At 62.1% G+C, this 16,386-nt stretch carries 17 protein-coding genes; 15 read left to right on the top strand and 2 right to left on the bottom strand.

Annotated features, from left to right (window positions below; all coding sequences use genetic code 11):
* The first annotated feature begins 448 nt into the window (after positions 1 to 448).
* The 14 genes from ACUN9V_RS12905 to ACUN9V_RS12970 all read left to right on the top strand — a co-directional run bounded on the left by ACUN9V_RS12905 (position 449) and on the right by ACUN9V_RS12970 (position 13,636).
* A complete protein-coding gene (locus ACUN9V_RS12905; protein ID WP_439303063.1) occupies positions 449 to 913 on the top strand; it encodes a hypothetical protein in 465 nt (154 codons plus the stop codon).
* An 88-nt stretch (positions 914 to 1,001) separates the two neighbouring features.
* On the top strand, positions 1,002 to 1,199 hold the full coding sequence (locus ACUN9V_RS12910; protein WP_075560545.1) for a hypothetical protein: 198 nt from the start codon (positions 1,002 to 1,004) through the stop codon (positions 1,197 to 1,199).
* A 259-nt stretch (positions 1,200 to 1,458) separates the two neighbouring features.
* Positions 1,459 to 1,908, top strand: a complete 450-nt coding sequence (locus ACUN9V_RS12915) for a hypothetical protein (protein WP_445511684.1) — start codon at positions 1,459 to 1,461, stop codon at positions 1,906 to 1,908.
* A 36-nt stretch (positions 1,909 to 1,944) separates the two neighbouring features.
* Positions 1,945 to 2,733, top strand: a complete 789-nt coding sequence (gene sctJ, locus ACUN9V_RS12920) for a type III secretion system inner membrane ring lipoprotein SctJ (RefSeq protein WP_445511685.1) — start codon at positions 1,945 to 1,947, stop codon at positions 2,731 to 2,733.
* Complete coding sequence (locus ACUN9V_RS12925) at positions 2,730 to 3,416, top strand: hypothetical protein (protein ID WP_445511686.1); 687 nt, start codon at positions 2,730 to 2,732, stop codon at positions 3,414 to 3,416. Before sctJ ends, ACUN9V_RS12925 begins: the two co-directional genes overlap by 4 nt.
* Positions 3,413 to 4,000, top strand: coding sequence for a type III secretion system stator protein SctL (sctL, locus tag ACUN9V_RS12930; protein ID WP_445511687.1), 588 nt, complete (start codon positions 3,413 to 3,415; stop codon positions 3,998 to 4,000). The genes ACUN9V_RS12925 and sctL overlap by 4 nt, the downstream gene beginning before the upstream one ends.
* A complete protein-coding gene (locus tag ACUN9V_RS12935; RefSeq protein ID WP_445511688.1) occupies positions 3,997 to 5,424 on the top strand; it encodes a FliI/YscN family ATPase in 1,428 nt (475 codons plus the stop codon). Before sctL ends, ACUN9V_RS12935 begins: the two co-directional genes overlap by 4 nt.
* Complete coding sequence (locus tag ACUN9V_RS12940) at positions 5,421 to 5,903, top strand: hypothetical protein (RefSeq protein WP_445511689.1); 483 nt, start codon at positions 5,421 to 5,423, stop codon at positions 5,901 to 5,903. Before ACUN9V_RS12935 ends, ACUN9V_RS12940 begins: the two co-directional genes overlap by 4 nt.
* Positions 5,900 to 7,063 carry a type III secretion system cytoplasmic ring protein SctQ gene (sctQ, locus tag ACUN9V_RS12945; protein ID WP_445511690.1) on the top strand — a complete coding sequence of 388 codons (1,164 nt, stop codon included), beginning with the start codon at positions 5,900 to 5,902 and terminating at the stop codon, positions 7,061 to 7,063. Before ACUN9V_RS12940 ends, sctQ begins: the two co-directional genes overlap by 4 nt.
* Positions 7,056 to 7,715 carry a type III secretion system export apparatus subunit SctR gene (gene sctR, locus ACUN9V_RS12950; RefSeq protein WP_110654667.1) on the top strand — a complete coding sequence of 220 codons (660 nt, stop codon included), beginning with the start codon at positions 7,056 to 7,058 and terminating at the stop codon, positions 7,713 to 7,715. Before sctQ ends, sctR begins: the two co-directional genes overlap by 8 nt.
* Position 7,716: 1 nt before the next feature.
* Positions 7,717 to 7,986 carry a type III secretion system export apparatus subunit SctS gene (sctS, locus tag ACUN9V_RS12955; protein WP_075560538.1) on the top strand — a complete coding sequence of 90 codons (270 nt, stop codon included), beginning with the start codon at positions 7,717 to 7,719 and terminating at the stop codon, positions 7,984 to 7,986.
* Between the two features lie 30 nt (positions 7,987 to 8,016).
* Positions 8,017 to 8,835, top strand: coding sequence for a type III secretion system export apparatus subunit SctT (gene sctT / locus ACUN9V_RS12960; protein ID WP_445511691.1), 819 nt, complete (start codon positions 8,017 to 8,019; stop codon positions 8,833 to 8,835).
* 174 nt (positions 8,836 to 9,009) lie between these two features.
* Entirely contained in the window at positions 9,010 to 12,552 is a 3,543-nt protein-coding gene (locus ACUN9V_RS12965; RefSeq protein WP_445511692.1) for a hypothetical protein, read from the top strand.
* 34 nt (positions 12,553 to 12,586) lie between these two features.
* A complete protein-coding gene (locus ACUN9V_RS12970; protein ID WP_075560535.1) occupies positions 12,587 to 13,636 on the top strand; it encodes an EscU/YscU/HrcU family type III secretion system export apparatus switch protein in 1,050 nt (349 codons plus the stop codon).
* Positions 13,637 to 13,648: 12 nt separating this feature from the next.
* Here ACUN9V_RS12970 and ACUN9V_RS12975 read toward each other — a convergent pair whose 3' ends face one another.
* On the bottom strand, positions 13,649 to 14,230 hold the full coding sequence (locus ACUN9V_RS12975; protein ID WP_445511693.1) for a TetR/AcrR family transcriptional regulator: 582 nt from the start codon (positions 14,228 to 14,230) through the stop codon (positions 13,649 to 13,651).
* Between the two features lie 175 nt (positions 14,231 to 14,405).
* On the opposite strand from ACUN9V_RS12975, the gene ACUN9V_RS12980 reads away from it, so the two are divergent.
* Entirely contained in the window at positions 14,406 to 15,641 is a 1,236-nt protein-coding gene (locus ACUN9V_RS12980; protein WP_445511694.1) for an MFS transporter, read from the top strand.
* On the opposite strand, the gene ACUN9V_RS12985 is transcribed toward ACUN9V_RS12980, so the two are convergent.
* Positions 15,638 to 16,294: a tellurite resistance TerB family protein gene (locus ACUN9V_RS12985; RefSeq protein WP_445511695.1), complete on the bottom strand. Its 657-nt coding sequence runs from the start codon at positions 16,292 to 16,294 to the stop codon at positions 15,638 to 15,640. The genes ACUN9V_RS12980 and ACUN9V_RS12985 overlap by 4 nt on opposite strands.
* Positions 16,295 to 16,386 lie beyond the last annotated feature (92 nt).

A 16,386-nucleotide genomic window follows, 5' to 3' on the forward strand; every position in this document is an offset into this window, starting at 1 on the left:
ACGAATCCGGCGTACGCAAACCGAGAATGCTTAAAAGGTGCCTTCATCCGTGAATCAGTCCATGGGCTCGTGGAGTGGAGAGACAGCGTACCGGAGAACCGGCGGTTGGGGGCAGCGTCGAATTTCATCACGTGATGACAAGCCTTTACAGAACACAAGCGAAAGTCACAAGAAGACATACAACAGTCTACTAAACCGTCATCACGATCTTGCTAGGGTTGATAAACACGGTCCGTTGCACGGGGAGGATGCATCACATTGGCTGAGCGTTCCACGACGACATGAATGCTTTCCACCTGCCGCCGTGCTGATATTACTTATCCTGGTTGCCGCGCCTTGGAGCACGGTATTCGCGGCACCTGCATCTTCTCTGGAACAGACGTCTGCGGCAGCACCTGCGCCATTTTCTGGCCATCCACCGTGGGGAGAGCGCAGTTATCGATACGTGGTGATCGACCAAAAGGTACGTGACGTATTGCAGGAATTCGGCCGCAACCTGTCGCTACCGGTGGAAGTCAGCGACGCCGTCGATGGTGAGGTTCGTGGCGATATCCATGCCACCACCGCCGCCGATTTTCTCGCGCAGGTGTGTCAGGCAAACGGCCTGGCGTGGTTCTTCGACGGATACGTGCTGCATGTCGCCGCCCGTGAAGAGCTGGGGCGGCAAAGCTTCGATCTCAATGGCGTGGACGTGCCAAGTCTGCGCACCGATATCGAAGCCGCCAGGATCGGCGCCCCGCTAAGCGCCGAGATCCGTGATGGCAGCCATCGCCTGGAGGCGATGGGACCACCGTCATGGCTCGCGGAAGTGGCACAGCGCGTGGAGGCGTTGCGCCGAACGCCGACGCTCACCAAGCCCGGCGAAGTCAGAGTGTTCCGAGGCAGTGTGGCGCAGCCAGCCACCCGCGAATGATGCCTGGGAAGAAAGGCAGCAGTATTGCGATGACTCACCGACGGCGCGTTTGCCGATCGGTCAATGCGAAAACCGAAGGAGACGATACATGGCTATCGATGCCGTAGGCAGCAGCAACGCAACCAGTGACTCGACCACCGATTCCCAGGCTTTCGACGACGCGCTCGACAACGCCAAATTCCAGGAAACCATGAACGAGGGCATGGTCCAGGTCGGCGGACAGCTGATTCTGATGCCAATGATGAAAGACATGCTGAGCGAAGCCATGTCGGGTGGTGAAGACTAAGCTGAGCGATGAAGACCAAGCTGAGCGATGAAGACCAAGCTGGGCGAGTAAGACCAAGCTGGGCGAGTAAGACCAAGCTGGGTGGGGTGAAGAGTGGACCTGATGGTGAAAGCTGGAGCGGGTAGTAACGACTCCGTGACTCGACACATCCAGGGCAGCAACCGCCACTCGATGCAGTAACGATTGGCGGTTGCTGCCGTTCGCGGCGCTGCTGGTGACGATATCAGTCGAAAAAAACACGAGCCTGACGACGAGGTGAATGATGACTCCCGTGACACCACCGAGTGCCGGGGCGTTGACACCGACGCCCCCTGCAACGGAAACGAGCGCCAAGGCGCTGGCCTCGCAGAATCTGTTCGAACATATGGCGAGTCAGGCTGGCGCTTCTCCTGCCGGGGCCAGCCCCAGCGAGCTGGGTTCGAACCTGATCAACAACCTCGATGGTTTCGTCGACCGGGTCAACACGTTCGCCCAGCAGGCCAAGATCCCGGATGCGCAGGCGCCCGACCGCTTCGCCAAGGTAACGACCCATGAAACCTCGCCAGCGCCGGATGCGGGTGATGCGCCCTCCGCGATCGGCGATGAAAAAATGGCCAAGGTCGTCGACTCGCTGGGGCAGGTCTTCGATCACTCTATCGAAACCACCATGGTGGTGCGTGGCGCCACGCAGGTCTCCGGCTCGGCCAATACTCTGCTGAAAGGTCAATGACACTTGCACTTCGATCGACGCTTTAGCCGTTCACGCGTGTTCCGATATCCATATCGACGTCCGCTGCAGGTCATTGCATTGCTAATGATGGCTCTACTGCTGCAGGCCTGCGATACCAACCTCTACACGCATCTCGATGAGCGCGAGGCGAACGTGATCGTGGCCACACTGGCACGCAACGGGATTCCCGCCAATCGACAGTCCGACGACGAAGGCCAGATGACGGTGACCGTCGACGAGGATCGTTTCGCTGAAGCGGTCGACGTGCTTGATCGCGCCGGCCTGCCGGAGCGCAAGTTCACCAACCTCGGCGAGGTCTTTCAGGGCAACGGTCTGGTATCGTCTCCCGTACAGGAGCGCGCCCAGATGATCTACGCATTGAGCCAGGAACTGTCTCACACCGTCTCCCAGATCGACGGCGTGCTGTCGGCGCGCGTTCACGTCGTGTTGCCGGACAACGATCTACTGCAGCAGAACAGCACGCCGTCGTCGGCATCGGTCTTCGTGCGCTATATCCCGTCGCTGGATATCGATCCGCTGATTCCCCAGATCAAGACACTGGTCGCCAACGGCATCGCCGGCCTCTCCTACGACAAGGTCTCGGTGGTGCCGGTCGTCTCTCGCCTCCCGGAAGAGACGCGCTCGACGCCGCAGCCGATGATGAGTTCGTTTCTGGGCATCGCGATGCCGGCTACCAGCGTCGCCAGCGTCGGGTGGTTATTTGGCCTGATGATCGCGGCGATCCTGTTACTGAGCCTTGCGGTGGGCTGGCTGATCTGGCGGCAGCGCCGCCAACGCCCCTATGATTTGGCGACACCATCATGATGACAGCGGCCGACGCCGAACTGCCGGTGCGCATCGATCGGACACACTGGGTTGAATGTCTGGACGGCATCGCTCTGGATGCGACCCTGCAACGCTGGGTCGCGCAGCCGCGTTTTCGACAGCGCCTGACCGAGCGACTGCGGCGCCGCCACAACTTACCCGCGATTGATGCACTGCCCGAGGCAGACGCCGCCGATCACGCGTTGCGCCAGCTGGACGCCGCCGCGCTAACGGACTGCGTTCGTGCAGCCGGCGTCATCGTCCATGCCAATGCCGTGGTTCGCGAAATCCAGGCGCCACGCGTCGCCGCGCTCAAGCAGCGTCTGGGCGCCGATCTCTATGCGCTGGCCTTGACCCATCGCAGCCATGGCAACGCCGACGAAGCCGTCGGGAATGACCTCGACGCCTTCGAGGCCAGAATCGAACGAGCCGGCAGCCACTGCCTGTTGGTGTGGGCGGAGACACGACCGACCTCGCTGCGAGCCTGGCTTCAGTTGGGTTGGCTCGGGCAGCTAACTGCCAGCGATTCCTCTGAACAGCCTGCAGTCGACGACCACATCGACATCGGCAGCCATGAGGACAAGGACAAGGCCAGCGAGATCGCCCGCCTGGCGGCAGCGCATCTACTCTCGCGTAACGTCATGCAGGACCAGGCCACTCGACAAGGCGGTGATCCGGCATGAACTCACTCCCCCCACGCCCCGGCAAGGTGATCTTGCGCGCCGCGGAAGCCGAAGCCTGGGTCGACGGTTACGCCTTTCTCGATCAGGCACGCCAGCGGGCAGACAATCAGGCCGCCGAGTTCCAGCAGGCACGGAATACCGGTTACACCGAGGGTTTCGAAGCCGGCCGTCGTGATGGCGAAGCTCAGGCCGCAAAGCTGCTGGCGACAACCCAGGCCGACATCCAACACTATCTGGAGAGCCTCGAGCCCGCCCTTGCCAAACTCTCGCTGAATCTGGTCCGAAGACTGCTCGGCGAATTCGATGACGCCGATCTGATCGCCCGCTGCGTACGTCAGGCGCTATCCGAGTGGCGTCACGAACATCGCCTGCGCATTCGCGTGGCCCCGGCATTGGAGTCCCGCGTGGCCGCACTGCTTGCCGAGCATCCGCCCGTAACGGTCGATTTTCAGGTCGAAGCCGACGCCCAATTGGGGCCAGGTCAGTGCCTGCTGGTCAGCCCGGTTGCGGTCATGGATATCGGCGTGGATTCGCAGCTCGACGTGCTGCGTCAGGCGTTGCTCGACGGCAAGGCATCGGCATGAACACAGAGATATCCGCGACGCCCGACGACAATGACGACGCCCTCACAGCGCTCGACGGTCTGTTGCCGAGGCTCGGCGAACGTATCGCGCAGACCGAAACCCGCCAGATCAACGGCCGAGTGCGACGGATTCGAGGCCTATTGATCCACGCCAGTATCGAAGGCGTCAGCATCGGTGAACTCTGTTACCTGCGTGACCCCGTCAGCGGTCGTCGCATCGCTGCCGAGGTGATCGGCTTCGAGGAAGAAGACGCCGTGCTCTCGCCGATCGGCGAGCTGCAGGGGTTATCGACCCGCAGCGAGGTGATCGCCACCGGCCGCGCTCAGGGCGTGGCCGTCGGCGATGATCTGCTCGGCCGCGTGATCAGCCCGCTCGGCAAGTGGCTGGACACCCCGCCGGCGCCGTCGGTCGACGCCTCACAATCCGCCTCTCCACTAACCGCCAACGCTTCACGAACCGACGGCTCTCTGCACGAGTATCCTGTGCATGCAGAGCCTCCCCCCCCTTTGACCCGCCAACTGATCGAGCATCCTCTGGCACTTGGCGTGCGCGCCATCGACGCGCTCAATACGGTCGCCCGAGGCCAGCGTATCGGCCTGTTCGGGGAACCCGGTGTGGGTAAATCTTCGTTGCTCTCAGCCATTGTCAAAGGCAGTAGCGCGGAAGTCGTCGTCCTCGGGCTGGTAGGAGAGCGTGGGCGTGAAGTGCGAGAGCTGCTCGACGTCCAGCTCGATGCCGAGGCTCGACGCCGTACCGTTTGCGTCGTCTCCACCTCGGACCGTCCGGCGATCGAGCGGGCCCGCGCCGCGCTGGTCGCGACCAGCGTGGCGGAGTATTTCCGCGACCAGGGACGTGACGTGCTGTTACTGGTCGACAGTCTTACCCGCTTTGCTCGCGCTCAGCGCGAGATCGGTCTCGCCGCCGGCGAGCCGCCAACCCGGCGCGGCTATCCGCCGTCGCTGTTCGCCGCTCTCCCCCGACTGCTCGAACGCGCCGGCCCCGGCGGCGCTTCCGGTGGCAGCATCACGGCAATCTACACGGTGCTGACCGAAGGTGATGGCACGCTCGACCCGGTCGCCGAGGAGTCGCGCGCCATTCTCGACGGACATATCGTGTTGAGTGCCGATCTCGCCCGCCGTGATCACTTCCCGGCGATCGACGTGCTGGCCAGCCGAAGCCGTTTGATGGAGACCGTCGCCAGCAAGGACCACCGCCACGACGCCGGCAAGATTCGCGACCTGATGGCACGCTATCGTGATGTCGAGCTGCTGCTGCAGGTGGGCGAATATCGTGAAGGCAGCGATGCCGCCACCGATGAAGCGATTCGCAAGCATGCCGCGATCAATGACTTTTTGCGCCAGTCGCGGGATGACCTCAGCGATTTTACAGAGACTCTGAAGCGGCTCAGGGAGCTCGCCCGATGACCTCACCGCATCAGCTCGAACGCCTGATGCAGCTGCGACGTCAGCGCACGCGTCTGGCTGAAGAAGCCTTGGCGACAGGCCAGCGCCACTGCAAAGATCTGGCGGCACAGTGTCAGGTACTGGAGCAATCGTTGGTGGAACACCAACGCAGCGCCAATCAACGGGACCAGGCACAATTCGAGGCCAGCGAGAATCGCCCGCTCAACGCCGAAGCGCTGGCCGACTGGCAACAGACGATGGCCGACGACGCCGCGCATCGAGAGACGCTGCTTTACGAGCGCCGATCGCAGGCGCGTCATCTCAAGCTCGCCGAAGAAGAACGCGATGCACAGGCCGCCGAATGGGGTCGACGCCTGCGCGCCCAGCGGGCGCTGGAACGTCTGCAAACCGATCAACAGCTCACCATGGCGATAAATGCCGAGCGTCTGGCGGAACTGGAGATGGAAGAGGCGCGCCAGGGGCAAGGAGACATCACATGACGAACCTGTCGTCGGCGCCGCCCGAGACTCGATTCCAGCCCTTGTTTGACACGACCGATTCGCCGAGCGACACCACAGCGGCCCGAGTCACCCCGCTGGCGATATCGGCACTGCCACGCGTCGAGGCCTCCCGGCTCGCGCTGCATAACGCCCTGCACGTGCCCCGCCAGCCGCTCGGCTTCGACTGGCACGGCCATGTGGCCAGCCTGCGTCTGCTCGACCAAGACACGCAGGTCGAACAAGCGCAGGCGATCACGCTCTGTCTTGGCGAGGAACGGCTAACCCTAAGCGGTAGCGCTCGAGCCTTCGAGCGTCTCGGTCAGCATCCCGATCGCCGCCGCGGTCTGGACGAGGTCGACCGCGAGCTGGCCGCGATGTGGCTGGAAGTCGTCTGGCTCGACTGGCTAGAGCCGCTGGAGGCTTCACTGGGCGCGGGCATTCGTCTGATACCCGGCAAATCGGCACCGCCCGAGTCCACGATGCGTCTCTGTTTCATCCTCGAGCTCGATGGCGAATCTCACCCGCTGGCCCTCGATCTTGCCATTCCGACCGCCGAGCGGCTGCTGCCGCAGCTCGACCGTGCCTTTCCGGCACAGCGAGCGCCGGCCAATGGCATCATCTCCACACTTCGGGTCGAGTGTGGCCGGCAAACGCTGACGCTGGGCGAGTTTCGCAGCCTGCGTCCCGGCGATGTGGTCATGCTCGATACGGCGACGGACGATGAGGCCCAACTGAATCTGGCCGATCACTTCGGCTGCCGCGCTCGTTTTGGCGAAACCGGACTTCAGGCCACTGGGCCGTTGATCGCGAATCGTCCTGAGTCACACGCGAATTCATCCCTCGAAGAGAGTGTCATGAGCGAACCCCCTGTGGACAAAAAAGAATCGCCCATCCAACCCTCGCTGGAAGCCGATGCTGTCATGGATAACCTGCCGGTACAGCTGACCTGCGAGCTGGGCCGGCTGGAACTGTCGCTCGGCGAGCTGCGCAAGCTCGGTGAAGGCAGCGTACTGCCGCTGGAACGCCAACCGGAGCGAGCCGTGGACCTGGTCGTCAACGGCCGGCGGATGGGGCGTGGGCGCCTGGTCGCGATCGGCGACGCCATCGGGGTACAGATCGTAAGGCTCGCGCTCGATGAAGGACACGCCGGGGATGACTGAGTTCCAGCCCAACTTGATCGCGATCATCATCGTGGTCGCCACTATCGGCCTGGTGCCGTTGGCGGTGGTCACGATGACGGGCTTTCTCAAGATTTCGGTAGTGCTGTTTCTGATCCGCAACGCCCTCGGCGTGCAGCAGACGCCGCCCAACCTAGTGCTCTACGGCATTGCGCTGATCCTGACGGTTTACATCACAACGCCACTGATCGGGGAGATGGCCCACCAGTTCGAACAGCGCTCGGCAGGATTGGCCAACGTCGAGGAGATCAAGCAGACCGGCGAGGCGCTACGCGGGCCGTTGCAGGAGTATCTGTCCCGCTACGCCAGCGAGCGCGAGCGAGCATTTTTCATCGATGCCACCCGCACGCTGTGGTCGGACGAGGCGCGCGAGGATCTGAAGAGTGATGACCTGATCGTGCTGATACCGGCTTTCGTCAGCTCCGAGTTGACCCGCGCCTTCGAGATCGGTTTCCTGCTCTACATCCCGTTTCTGATCATCGACCTGATCGTCTCCAATGTGCTGATGGCGATGGGAATGATGATGGTTTCCCCGACACTGATCTCGATTCCGTTGAAGATCTTCCTGTTCGTGGCCGTGGACGGCTGGTCGCGACTCATGCATGGACTGATTCTGAGCTACGGAGGCGGCTAGGATGACGGACGACATTTTCCTCTCACTGATGAAAAACGCCCTGTGGACGGTGCTGCTGGTCTCGGCACCCGCACTGCTCGTGGCGATCGCCGTCGGTTTCGGTGTGGGTCTGTTGCAGGCGTTGACCCAGATTCAGGACCAGACACTGCCCCAGGCGGTCAAACTGGTGGCAGTGCTATTGGTGCTGATCGTCTCAGGCCCCCTGCTCGCTGGTCAGATCGTCAACATCACCGATCAGGTGTTGGATAATTTTGCCGCCTGGTCACGCTAGGCTCGGCGCCAGCTTCAACGAGCCGCGCGCATGAACTACGAAGATTTTGCTCAGTTCCTCACCGACTTCGCCTATCCACTGATAGCCGCGGCGGCGGTCGGTGTGGCGCGAGCACTGGGAATGGTGCTGGTCACACCCGCGTTCAATCGACTGGGACTGACCGGCATGATCCGCTCCGCCGTGGCGGTGACGATCTCGATGCCGCTGACCGTGCCGCTTTTCGATGCGATGGTGAACGCGGAGACCTTGTCGACCTTCAGCGTCGCCGGCATGGTGATCAAGGAACTGCTGGTCGGCGTCGCTATCGGCCTGGTGTTCGGCGTGCCGTTCTGGGCCGCCGAGGTCGCCGGAGAACTGATCGATCTGCAACGCGGCTCGACCATGGCGCAGATCGTCGACCCGATGGGGGCCACCGAGTCCGGCGTGACCTCGACATTGATGACGATCACGCTGCTGGCACTGTTTTTCATCACGGGTGGTTTCATGCTGCTGCTCGACGGTTTCTATCGCAGCTACGCGCTGTGGCCGGCGGTGGACTTCATCCCGCTGTTGTCGCAAACCTCGGCGATGGCCCTGCTCGGGCTGCTCGATCAGGTGATGGAAATCGGCGTGTTGATGATCGCCCCGCTGGTGATCGCGCTGCTGATCGCCGACCTGATGCTGGCCTACGTCGCCAGGATGGCGCCCAATCTCCACGCCTTCGATCTCTCGCTGCCGATCAAGAACCTGCTGTTCGCCTTCCTGATGCTGATCTACGTGGTCTTCCTGATTCCGTTGATGGTGGATCAACTCGATATCGTCAATCTCAACATGGGCCGCCTCGAGGCCATTCTCGGCGCCATGCGATAGCCGTCTTCCGCCCCACTAAAGCCATACAGTCCGTTACTCAGCGTTTCGCCGCTGCCATCGGGTCGTCATCCGGCGCCTGAATACTGGAGACGTTTTCCCGCGATGCCGCCCCGTCCTTTTCATGGATCGAACGTCGGCGTCCTCGAGCCAACGCCTTCCAGAGAGAACAAGCCGATGCGCGTCAACGATGATGTCACCCTCGACAAAAGCACGATCTCGTCCGCCCCCACTCAAGTTTTCACCTCCTTGCTCAAGCTGGCGCAGAAGATGGCCGGGGATGGCGGCAAGGAGAAGGAAACTCTCGAGCCCGGCAGTCAGGATTACGAGGACACGCTGAATTCTTTGGCGGTGGACATGGCGGAAGGCATCGACATCGACAAGCGCCGGGTTTCCAGCCTGACGGGAGACGCCGCAGACAAGTTCGAGAAGCTGGTCACCGCCGAGCTCAACGCCCAGCGCGCCGACGGCAAGAACCCCGACCTGTCCAAGGCGATCGACAACGCCAGGAAAGCGCTGTTCGATCGCATCGGACATGCCCTCGACAACGCCGACCGCAACGCCGACAAGGGACTCGATGTCTTCGAGGGCTACTGGAAGCGCCATGGCGGCGAAGAGGCCGCGATCGACGCGGGTTATGACGCCTACGACGGTTATCTGGCCGATAACACGCTGACCGACAACCCCGACTACGAGGACAAGCTCAATGCCCTGGCCTTGGGGATGGCCGGCGGCACGCTGACCGACCAGCGCAAGATCCTGCATCTCGACTCATCGGACACGCTCTCCCAACTCTACAAGAATCTGATCCAGAACCGGATCGATCAGGGCGACGATACTCAGGAAGCGATGGATCACGTCAACGACGATCTGCGCGAGCGCATCGACAGCGTCGGCGGTGGCGACGTCGCCAATGTCTTCGACGGCTATTTCAAGCGTCACGGTGGCGAAGAGGACACCGAGGAGCTGGCCCAGGAGAGCTATCTGGCCAATCGCGACGAGGCCGACATCGCCTACGACGACACGCTGAATTCGCTCTCCTCCGACATGGCCGAAGGCATCGATATCGACGACCGCAAGGTGAGACCGCTGACGGGAGACGCCGCCAGCCAGTTCAGCCAGCTGGTGGCGTATCAGCTCGACCAGCAGCGTGAGCGCGGCGACGCCCCGGATCTTCAGGCGGCCATCGACGACGCCAAGAGCGATTTGCTTGACCGCACCGGCAACGCGCTAAGCAATACCGGAAAAGATAGCGATGACGGTCTCAACGTCTTCAACGGCTACTGGGATCGTCACGGCGGCAAGGACGACGCCATCAGCGCCGGTTATGCCGGGTACGACAATTTTCTCGCCGACAACACCGTGACAGATAACCCGAGCTACGAAGACAACCTCAACGCCCTGGCCTCTGCCATGGCCGGCGGCACGCTCACCGACAGCCGCAACATTCTGCATATCGACAGTTCTGAAACGCTGTCGCAGCTCTACCAGAACCTGATCGACAGCAAGGTCAGGGAGGGCGTCAACGCGAGCGATGCCGTGACTCAGGTCAACGATAATTTGCGCGCGCGAATCGGTAGTGCCGCGGGTGACGACGGCGACAAGGTCACCAATGTCTTCGACGGCTACTGGTCGAAGCACGGCGGCGAGACCAATACTCAACGCCTCGCGGATAATGCGGAGCTGGATACGGCGCGGCGCGATCACGACCTGCCAGTCTTCAGCGATGTCGACATTCAGTCGATGGAGACCAGCGAGACCGACCCGGACGACAGTTCACGCAAGTTGACCGTCAGCGAGCTGACCTGGCAGAACCTGATCAAGGACTGGAAGGCGGGCATCGAAGACGGCAGCATCGACAAGAACGACGAGCGCGCCCAGTTCTACCGAGCCCTGCGCGCCCAGGGTGCGCTCGAAAACGGTCTGGATCTGGTCGGACTCGACCTCTCCGAGGGACTGAGTCTCGATCACGCTAGCGGCGACGATCTGTCATCGGTCGTCGATGGCGAAAAACTCGATGCTCGTCTTGGCGACCTGTTTGCCTCCGAAGCCGTGCAGAAGGATTACGCATCGGCACAGACAGGCGCCGTCAGCAAGGTCGCCAACAAAGATGATATCGCCTCTCGGCTGGAGGAAACGGCGTTCAGCGAGGCGTACATCGATTACATCAACGACCTCCGCGAGAGCGGACAGGGCGAACTCGCCGAACAGGATATTTCGAAGACCTACAATGCCCTCTCCACGCTATTCCCGGCGACCGAAGAGACCGACAAGGCAGCTGAATTCGCCCAGAATCTGCAGGTCGATTCGATGGTCACCGATCTCGACGACCTGATCGCCAATCCCGACCAGATCAACGATGCCAATACCGCGACCGCGACCCAGGACGTGGTCAAGACCGTTCTGACCGCACTCAAGCGCGCCGGTGTCGATATTCCACGACGCACGGCGGAGACGATCGATAAGTTCGTCAACGAATACCTCAACGATCAGCAGACGGCGAAGAACTTCGGCAAGGCGCTACAGGAGCTTGGGGATCGCTTCCAGAAGAATGGCTCGATCACCCAAAAGGATATCGATGGTCTGATGAAGAACGGCGTCTACAAGGCGCTCAACGAAAAGACCAATGGCGGCATGATGTCGCTGATCGGCACGCTCAACGGCAACGGCGCGCTGGGTTCGGCCGGCGGTCTGATCTCGCTCGCTTCGGGCATCTATCAGCTGGCCGGCAAGGGTGGTTCACTCGCCGACACCACCGAAGGACGCATGGCGATCGCCAAGGAATTCATCAGCTTCTTCGGCGCCAGCCAGCATTTCGTCAATCTCGGTAGCAACATCATCGACAAGGTTAATGGCACTAACGTCAATGCCATGCTGGGCCTCGACAAGACGCTGCCGCAGATCTGGGGCGACGACAAGGTCAAGGGTAAGGCACCCGCTCCCGATCCTCATACGTGGGAGCGTTTCAGCGACAACATGCAGCAGATCATCAAGGATGCTCCTGTCGGCGATCAGGAGACCCTGGCCAAGAAACTGGATATCTCCTATGACGACGCCGGGAAAGTCGTCAAAGGCGCCAAGGACGGATTCGCCAAGAACCCGGCATTGCCCGACGCCACCACGACGACACGTTCCGTGAGCTCCTTCCTGAGGGTTCTGGATGGCGCAGCCAACTCGGCCACCGGCGCGCTGGATATCGCGCTCGGTGGGCTGATGATCAAGCGCGGCGCCGACAGTGGCGATGGTGCCACCATCGGCCAGGGCGCCGTGACCGTCGCCGCTGGTGCCTTCGGCCTTGCCGGGGGCGCTTCCTCGCTCGCGGCGCTCAAGGGTATTGCCGTTGCTCGCGCCGCCACCGGTCCGCTTTTCTGGGTATCTGCCGCACTGACGCTCGCGACGTTACCCTTCTCCATCGTCCAGGACATCAAGCGCACCAATGCACTCGAGAGCCATGAAGCCGATCTCAAGGATCTCTTCACGTCCCTGGACGAGGACGGTCTGCTGACCGAAGATGGCTTGAACCGCTACGAGTTTCTCGAAGAGTATATGCAGAACTACGGTCAGCGCGATGCGCCCGATGACCAGAGCATCTTCGAATACCGTCGCGACGAATACGCTTTCTACACTGAAGAGGGCCACCTGCCCGAATCGGGCTGGGACGATTTCAATCATGAGGATTACGCCGGTGACGGCAGCAACCTCGAGACTCAGATGGCTTGAGATTCGGCAGAAACCGACATGACACCATGAGCGCATGAGCGAGCAACCTTCCGAAGAGAAGACACTACCGCCATCGACGAAGAAACTTCGCGATGCGCGCAAAAAGGGCCAGGTCTCCAAAAGCGCGGATCTGGTCACGGCAATGGTGATGCTGGCCTGCACGCTTTACATCGCGGTCAGCGCCAGCGACATCATCGCACGCGTCCGGGGCCTGCTCGACACGACAGCGCAGCTCTATACCGAACCCTTCGACTCGCTATGGCCACGCCTGGTGGCGCAGGCGGGAGAGGTTTTGCTGCTGTCGGTGTTGCCGCTGGTGGCGCTCACTTTCGTGATCATCGTGCTGACCAACATCGTGGTCTCGCAGGGTTTCGTCTTCGCCACCGAACCGGTGCTGCCCAAGGCGGAGAAGATCGACCCGGTACAGGGTTTCAAGCGTATCTTCTCGGTGCGCGGCCTGACCGAGTTCCTGAAGTCGCTATTCAAGATGCTGGCCCTGGCCGTTGCGCTGGTCATCGTCTATCGGCTCGGTCTGCAATCGTTGATGGAATCCTCAAGTTGCGGCTTCGGTTGCATCCAGGGCACTTTCATCGATCTGTTGCAGCCACTGGTCATCACCGCATTGATCGCGTTCTTGCTGGTCGGGGGCTTCGACGTGATGTTGCAGCGCTGGCTGTTTCGGCGCGACCAGCGCATGACCAAAACCGAACAGAAGCGCGAGCGCAAGGATCAGGAAGGCGATCCGACGATGAACCAGGAGCGCCGCAAACGCCGCCGTGAAATGCATCAGTTGAATGCCAAGGTCGGCGTACAACATGCCTCGATGATGATCGGCACCGAAGATGGTTGGTTGGTCGGCATCCGCTACGTACGTGGCGAAACACCGGTACCGCTGGTCACCTGCAAGGCAGACCCCTCACAGGCGACCGCTCTGCTGGCGAGCTCGATTCCTCGGCATATTCCGCGGTCGGCAGATGCGGAGCTGGCCAAGAGCATCGCCAGACGCGCCGGTAATGGAGACCCGATTCCCGATGGGACCTTTCAGTCTGTCGCCGACCTGCTGGTGGCAGCCAAGCTGATATGACAGTCAACGGATTTATTGGCGGCATGCGACCCCGGCGTCACCGTCTTGCAGCGTGCAGTCGATCCAACGCTGCAGATTGTCGACGGTTGCCGAATCGCGGTCATAGAGAAGGCGATACGTCATCGGCGCGACCACGCCATCGATGAGCTTGCAGATCGGCGGCGGCGTTTCGCCGCGGGAGAGGGCTCGATCGTGCAACGTCGTCATCAGGGATTCGCTGTAACGGCAGCAGCGCTCTCGCCGCTCGTCATGAGCGCTAGCCATGACGTCGTTGAGCGCGCGCTGACCCGGCACCGATGTCATCTCCTCGAGGTAATGTTGCCCCCAGGCCAGCAGGTCACCCGCAAGCGTGCCGGTATCCGCTGGATCCTCGTCGGGACGCATCCGCTCCACCGAGACGTCGGCCACCAGCTCCGAAAGATTGCCCCAGCGACGATAGATCGTCGAAGGTGTAACCCCGGCGCGCTCGGCGATCTGCGGCACTGTCAGCTCGTCTCGAGCCTTGATGGTCTGCAGCTCGCGAACGGCTTGATGGACCGCTTCCTGCACGCGGGCGCTGCGCCCCCCTGGCCTAACGGCTTCCTTGATCGCCATGACTCTCTCCGCAAGCGCTGTTCGATGAATCCAATCGACTAAAACCGGCGAAATGAAACCTGGTGCGGATAAGGTACATCCATCGTTCCGCTACTAAACGCAAAGCGTTTGCTTTATTCGCCGGGCACGGTCAGACTATCATTAACGCAAAATTTTAGCATTAACGGATTCCTCGATGTCACCGCCTACCCCTTGCAGCTCGACCAATGTCTACCCCGCGCCCAGGCTCGGGTCGCTGGTCTATTACGCGGTATTGATGGTGACGTTCCTCGCCGCCTCGAGCGCTCCGACGCCGCTGTATCAGATCTACCAGTCGACCTGGCACTTCTCGACGACCTGGCTGACGCTGGTCTTCGCCAGCTACGTGTTCGCGCTGCTGTTGGCGTTGCTCACCACCGGCTCGCTATCGGACTACATCGGCCGACGCCCGGTCGTCGCCATCGCCATCGTGGGCGAGATCCTGTCGTTGGGGTTATTCCTGGTCGCCGACGGGCTTGCGTGGGTACTGGCGGCGCGAATCCTGCAAGGCATCGCCACTGGGATCGTAACCAGCGCGCTGGCGGCAGCGATGCTCGACAGCGATCATACCCGCGGCCCGGTGCTGGCCAGCATCGCGCCGCTGTCCGGGATGGGAATCGGTGCGCTCATCGCCGGGCTGCTGGTGACCTACGCCCCGGCGCCCATGCGCCTGATCTACGGGGTCCTGATCGTCATGCTCGTCGTCATGGGGCTGTATCTGCGTCGGATCCCGGAGAGTGTAACGCCAAGGCCCGGCGCACTGGCGGCGCTTCGCCCCCGCGCGACAATCCCGCCCGCCGTGCGCGGTCCGCTGTTCCGGGTCATTCCGGCCGTGGTCTCGTCGTGGGCGCTGGGCGGCTTTTCGTTATCGCTGGGGCCGACGCTGGTGGGCACGATCAGCGGCGTACACAATCCGCTGGTAGGTTGCCTGATCACGTTTCTGCTGCCCTTCATTGGCGGCATCAGCGTGCTGATCCTGCGCGCCAAACCACCAAGGCTGGCCGTGCTGCTGGGCACCGCCTGTCTGATCGTCGGCATGGCCGGCCTGCTGCTGGGAGTCTATCGGGAGTCGGTTGCGATCCTATTGGTGGGCACGGCGATCGCCGGTATCGGCTTCGGCGCCGCGTTCATGGGCGCGATGCGCGTCGTCATGCCGCTGGCGCCGCCTACCGAACGGTCGGCGCTGATGGCCGCGTTCTACGTGATCTGTTACCTGTCGGCCAGCACCCTGGCGCTTTGCGGCGGCATCGCGACCCAACATTTCGGTCTGATCCCTACCACCTACGCCTATGGCAGCCTGGTGGCATTGCTATCCCTGGCGGCGTTTTTCGGCACCCTGACGCAGCGCCAACCCGAGGCCGAACCTCGGGCGCGATGCCACAGCCCCGCTTAAATCGATGCTTCCGACGCCTGCCGCTCGAGCGTTCGACACAGATCGCCGTCGAGCTTGAGCGCCGCCGCCAGTTGATCAAGCCAGGCTCGTTCCATCGGATTCTGCTCATCGACGATCGCCACGCTGGCCAGATAGACCTCGCGCGCCGCCTGGGGTGAATCGGCATTGCGGGCGATCGCATCGGCATCCAGCGGCGCGGCCATCTGCTGTTCGACCCACGCATGTAGTTCATCGTCGGCGCCCAGTGCGTCGATCTGCTCGGCCAATGCGGCGCGCTCCTGGGCATCGATGTGGCCGTCGGCACGGGCGGCGGCGATCATCGAGCGCAGAATCAACAGACTTCGCGTCTCCTGAGGTTCGCCGGAGAGCTGTTCCAGCGGCCGGCCGGTCTCGGTGGTGGCTGCGGCGTCGGGCGCGGAGGACTTCTCCTGGTGCGTTTGCCAGGCCTTCCACGCCAGCGCGCCGAGGCCGGCCAATGCGCCATACTTGATCGCCTTGCCACCCATGCTGCGACCACGCTTGCTGCCGATCAGCATGCCCAGCGCACCGCCGCCCATCAGCGACTTGACGTCGAAGCCGCTATTGCCAGACGACGATTTACCGCCACCGCCAGCCTGCTTCATGATCTGCGAAAGAATCTTCTGTGCGTTCATTACCCCTCCCGTCAGTTTCCACTCGTCCCAATGCAGGGAAGCCCTGCCCTTGAATAGACCGCCTCGAGGTCAGGAGGTTTAACGTCGGCGAC

The organism is Salinicola sp. V024, from assembly GCF_052645315.1.

Coding starts and splice junctions, on each gene's coding strand:
- ACUN9V_RS12970 (WP_075560535.1), top strand. CDS start 12,587: ATGAGCGAGCAACCTTCCGAAGAGAAGACACTACCGCCATCGACGAAG.
- ACUN9V_RS12965 (WP_445511692.1), top strand. CDS start 9,010: ATGCGCGTCAACGATGATGTCACCCTCGACAAAAGCACGATCTCGTCC.
- ACUN9V_RS12980 (WP_445511694.1), top strand. CDS start 14,406: ATGTCACCGCCTACCCCTTGCAGCTCGACCAATGTCTACCCCGCGCCC.
- ACUN9V_RS12935 (WP_445511688.1), top strand. CDS start 3,997: ATGAACACAGAGATATCCGCGACGCCCGACGACAATGACGACGCCCTC.
- ACUN9V_RS12915 (WP_445511684.1), top strand. CDS start 1,459: ATGATGACTCCCGTGACACCACCGAGTGCCGGGGCGTTGACACCGACG.
- ACUN9V_RS12985 (WP_445511695.1), bottom strand. CDS start 16,294: ATGAACGCACAGAAGATTCTTTCGCAGATCATGAAGCAGGCTGGCGGT.
- sctS (WP_075560538.1), top strand. CDS start 7,717: ATGACGGACGACATTTTCCTCTCACTGATGAAAAACGCCCTGTGGACG.
- ACUN9V_RS12925 (WP_445511686.1), top strand. CDS start 2,730: ATGATGACAGCGGCCGACGCCGAACTGCCGGTGCGCATCGATCGGACA.
- sctT (WP_445511691.1), top strand. CDS start 8,017: ATGAACTACGAAGATTTTGCTCAGTTCCTCACCGACTTCGCCTATCCA.
- ACUN9V_RS12975 (WP_445511693.1), bottom strand. CDS start 14,230: ATGGCGATCAAGGAAGCCGTTAGGCCAGGGGGGCGCAGCGCCCGCGTG.
- sctR (WP_110654667.1), top strand. CDS start 7,056: ATGACTGAGTTCCAGCCCAACTTGATCGCGATCATCATCGTGGTCGCC.
- sctQ (WP_445511690.1), top strand. CDS start 5,900: ATGACGAACCTGTCGTCGGCGCCGCCCGAGACTCGATTCCAGCCCTTG.
- sctL (WP_445511687.1), top strand. CDS start 3,413: ATGAACTCACTCCCCCCACGCCCCGGCAAGGTGATCTTGCGCGCCGCG.
- ACUN9V_RS12940 (WP_445511689.1), top strand. CDS start 5,421: ATGACCTCACCGCATCAGCTCGAACGCCTGATGCAGCTGCGACGTCAG.
- ACUN9V_RS12910 (WP_075560545.1), top strand. CDS start 1,002: ATGGCTATCGATGCCGTAGGCAGCAGCAACGCAACCAGTGACTCGACC.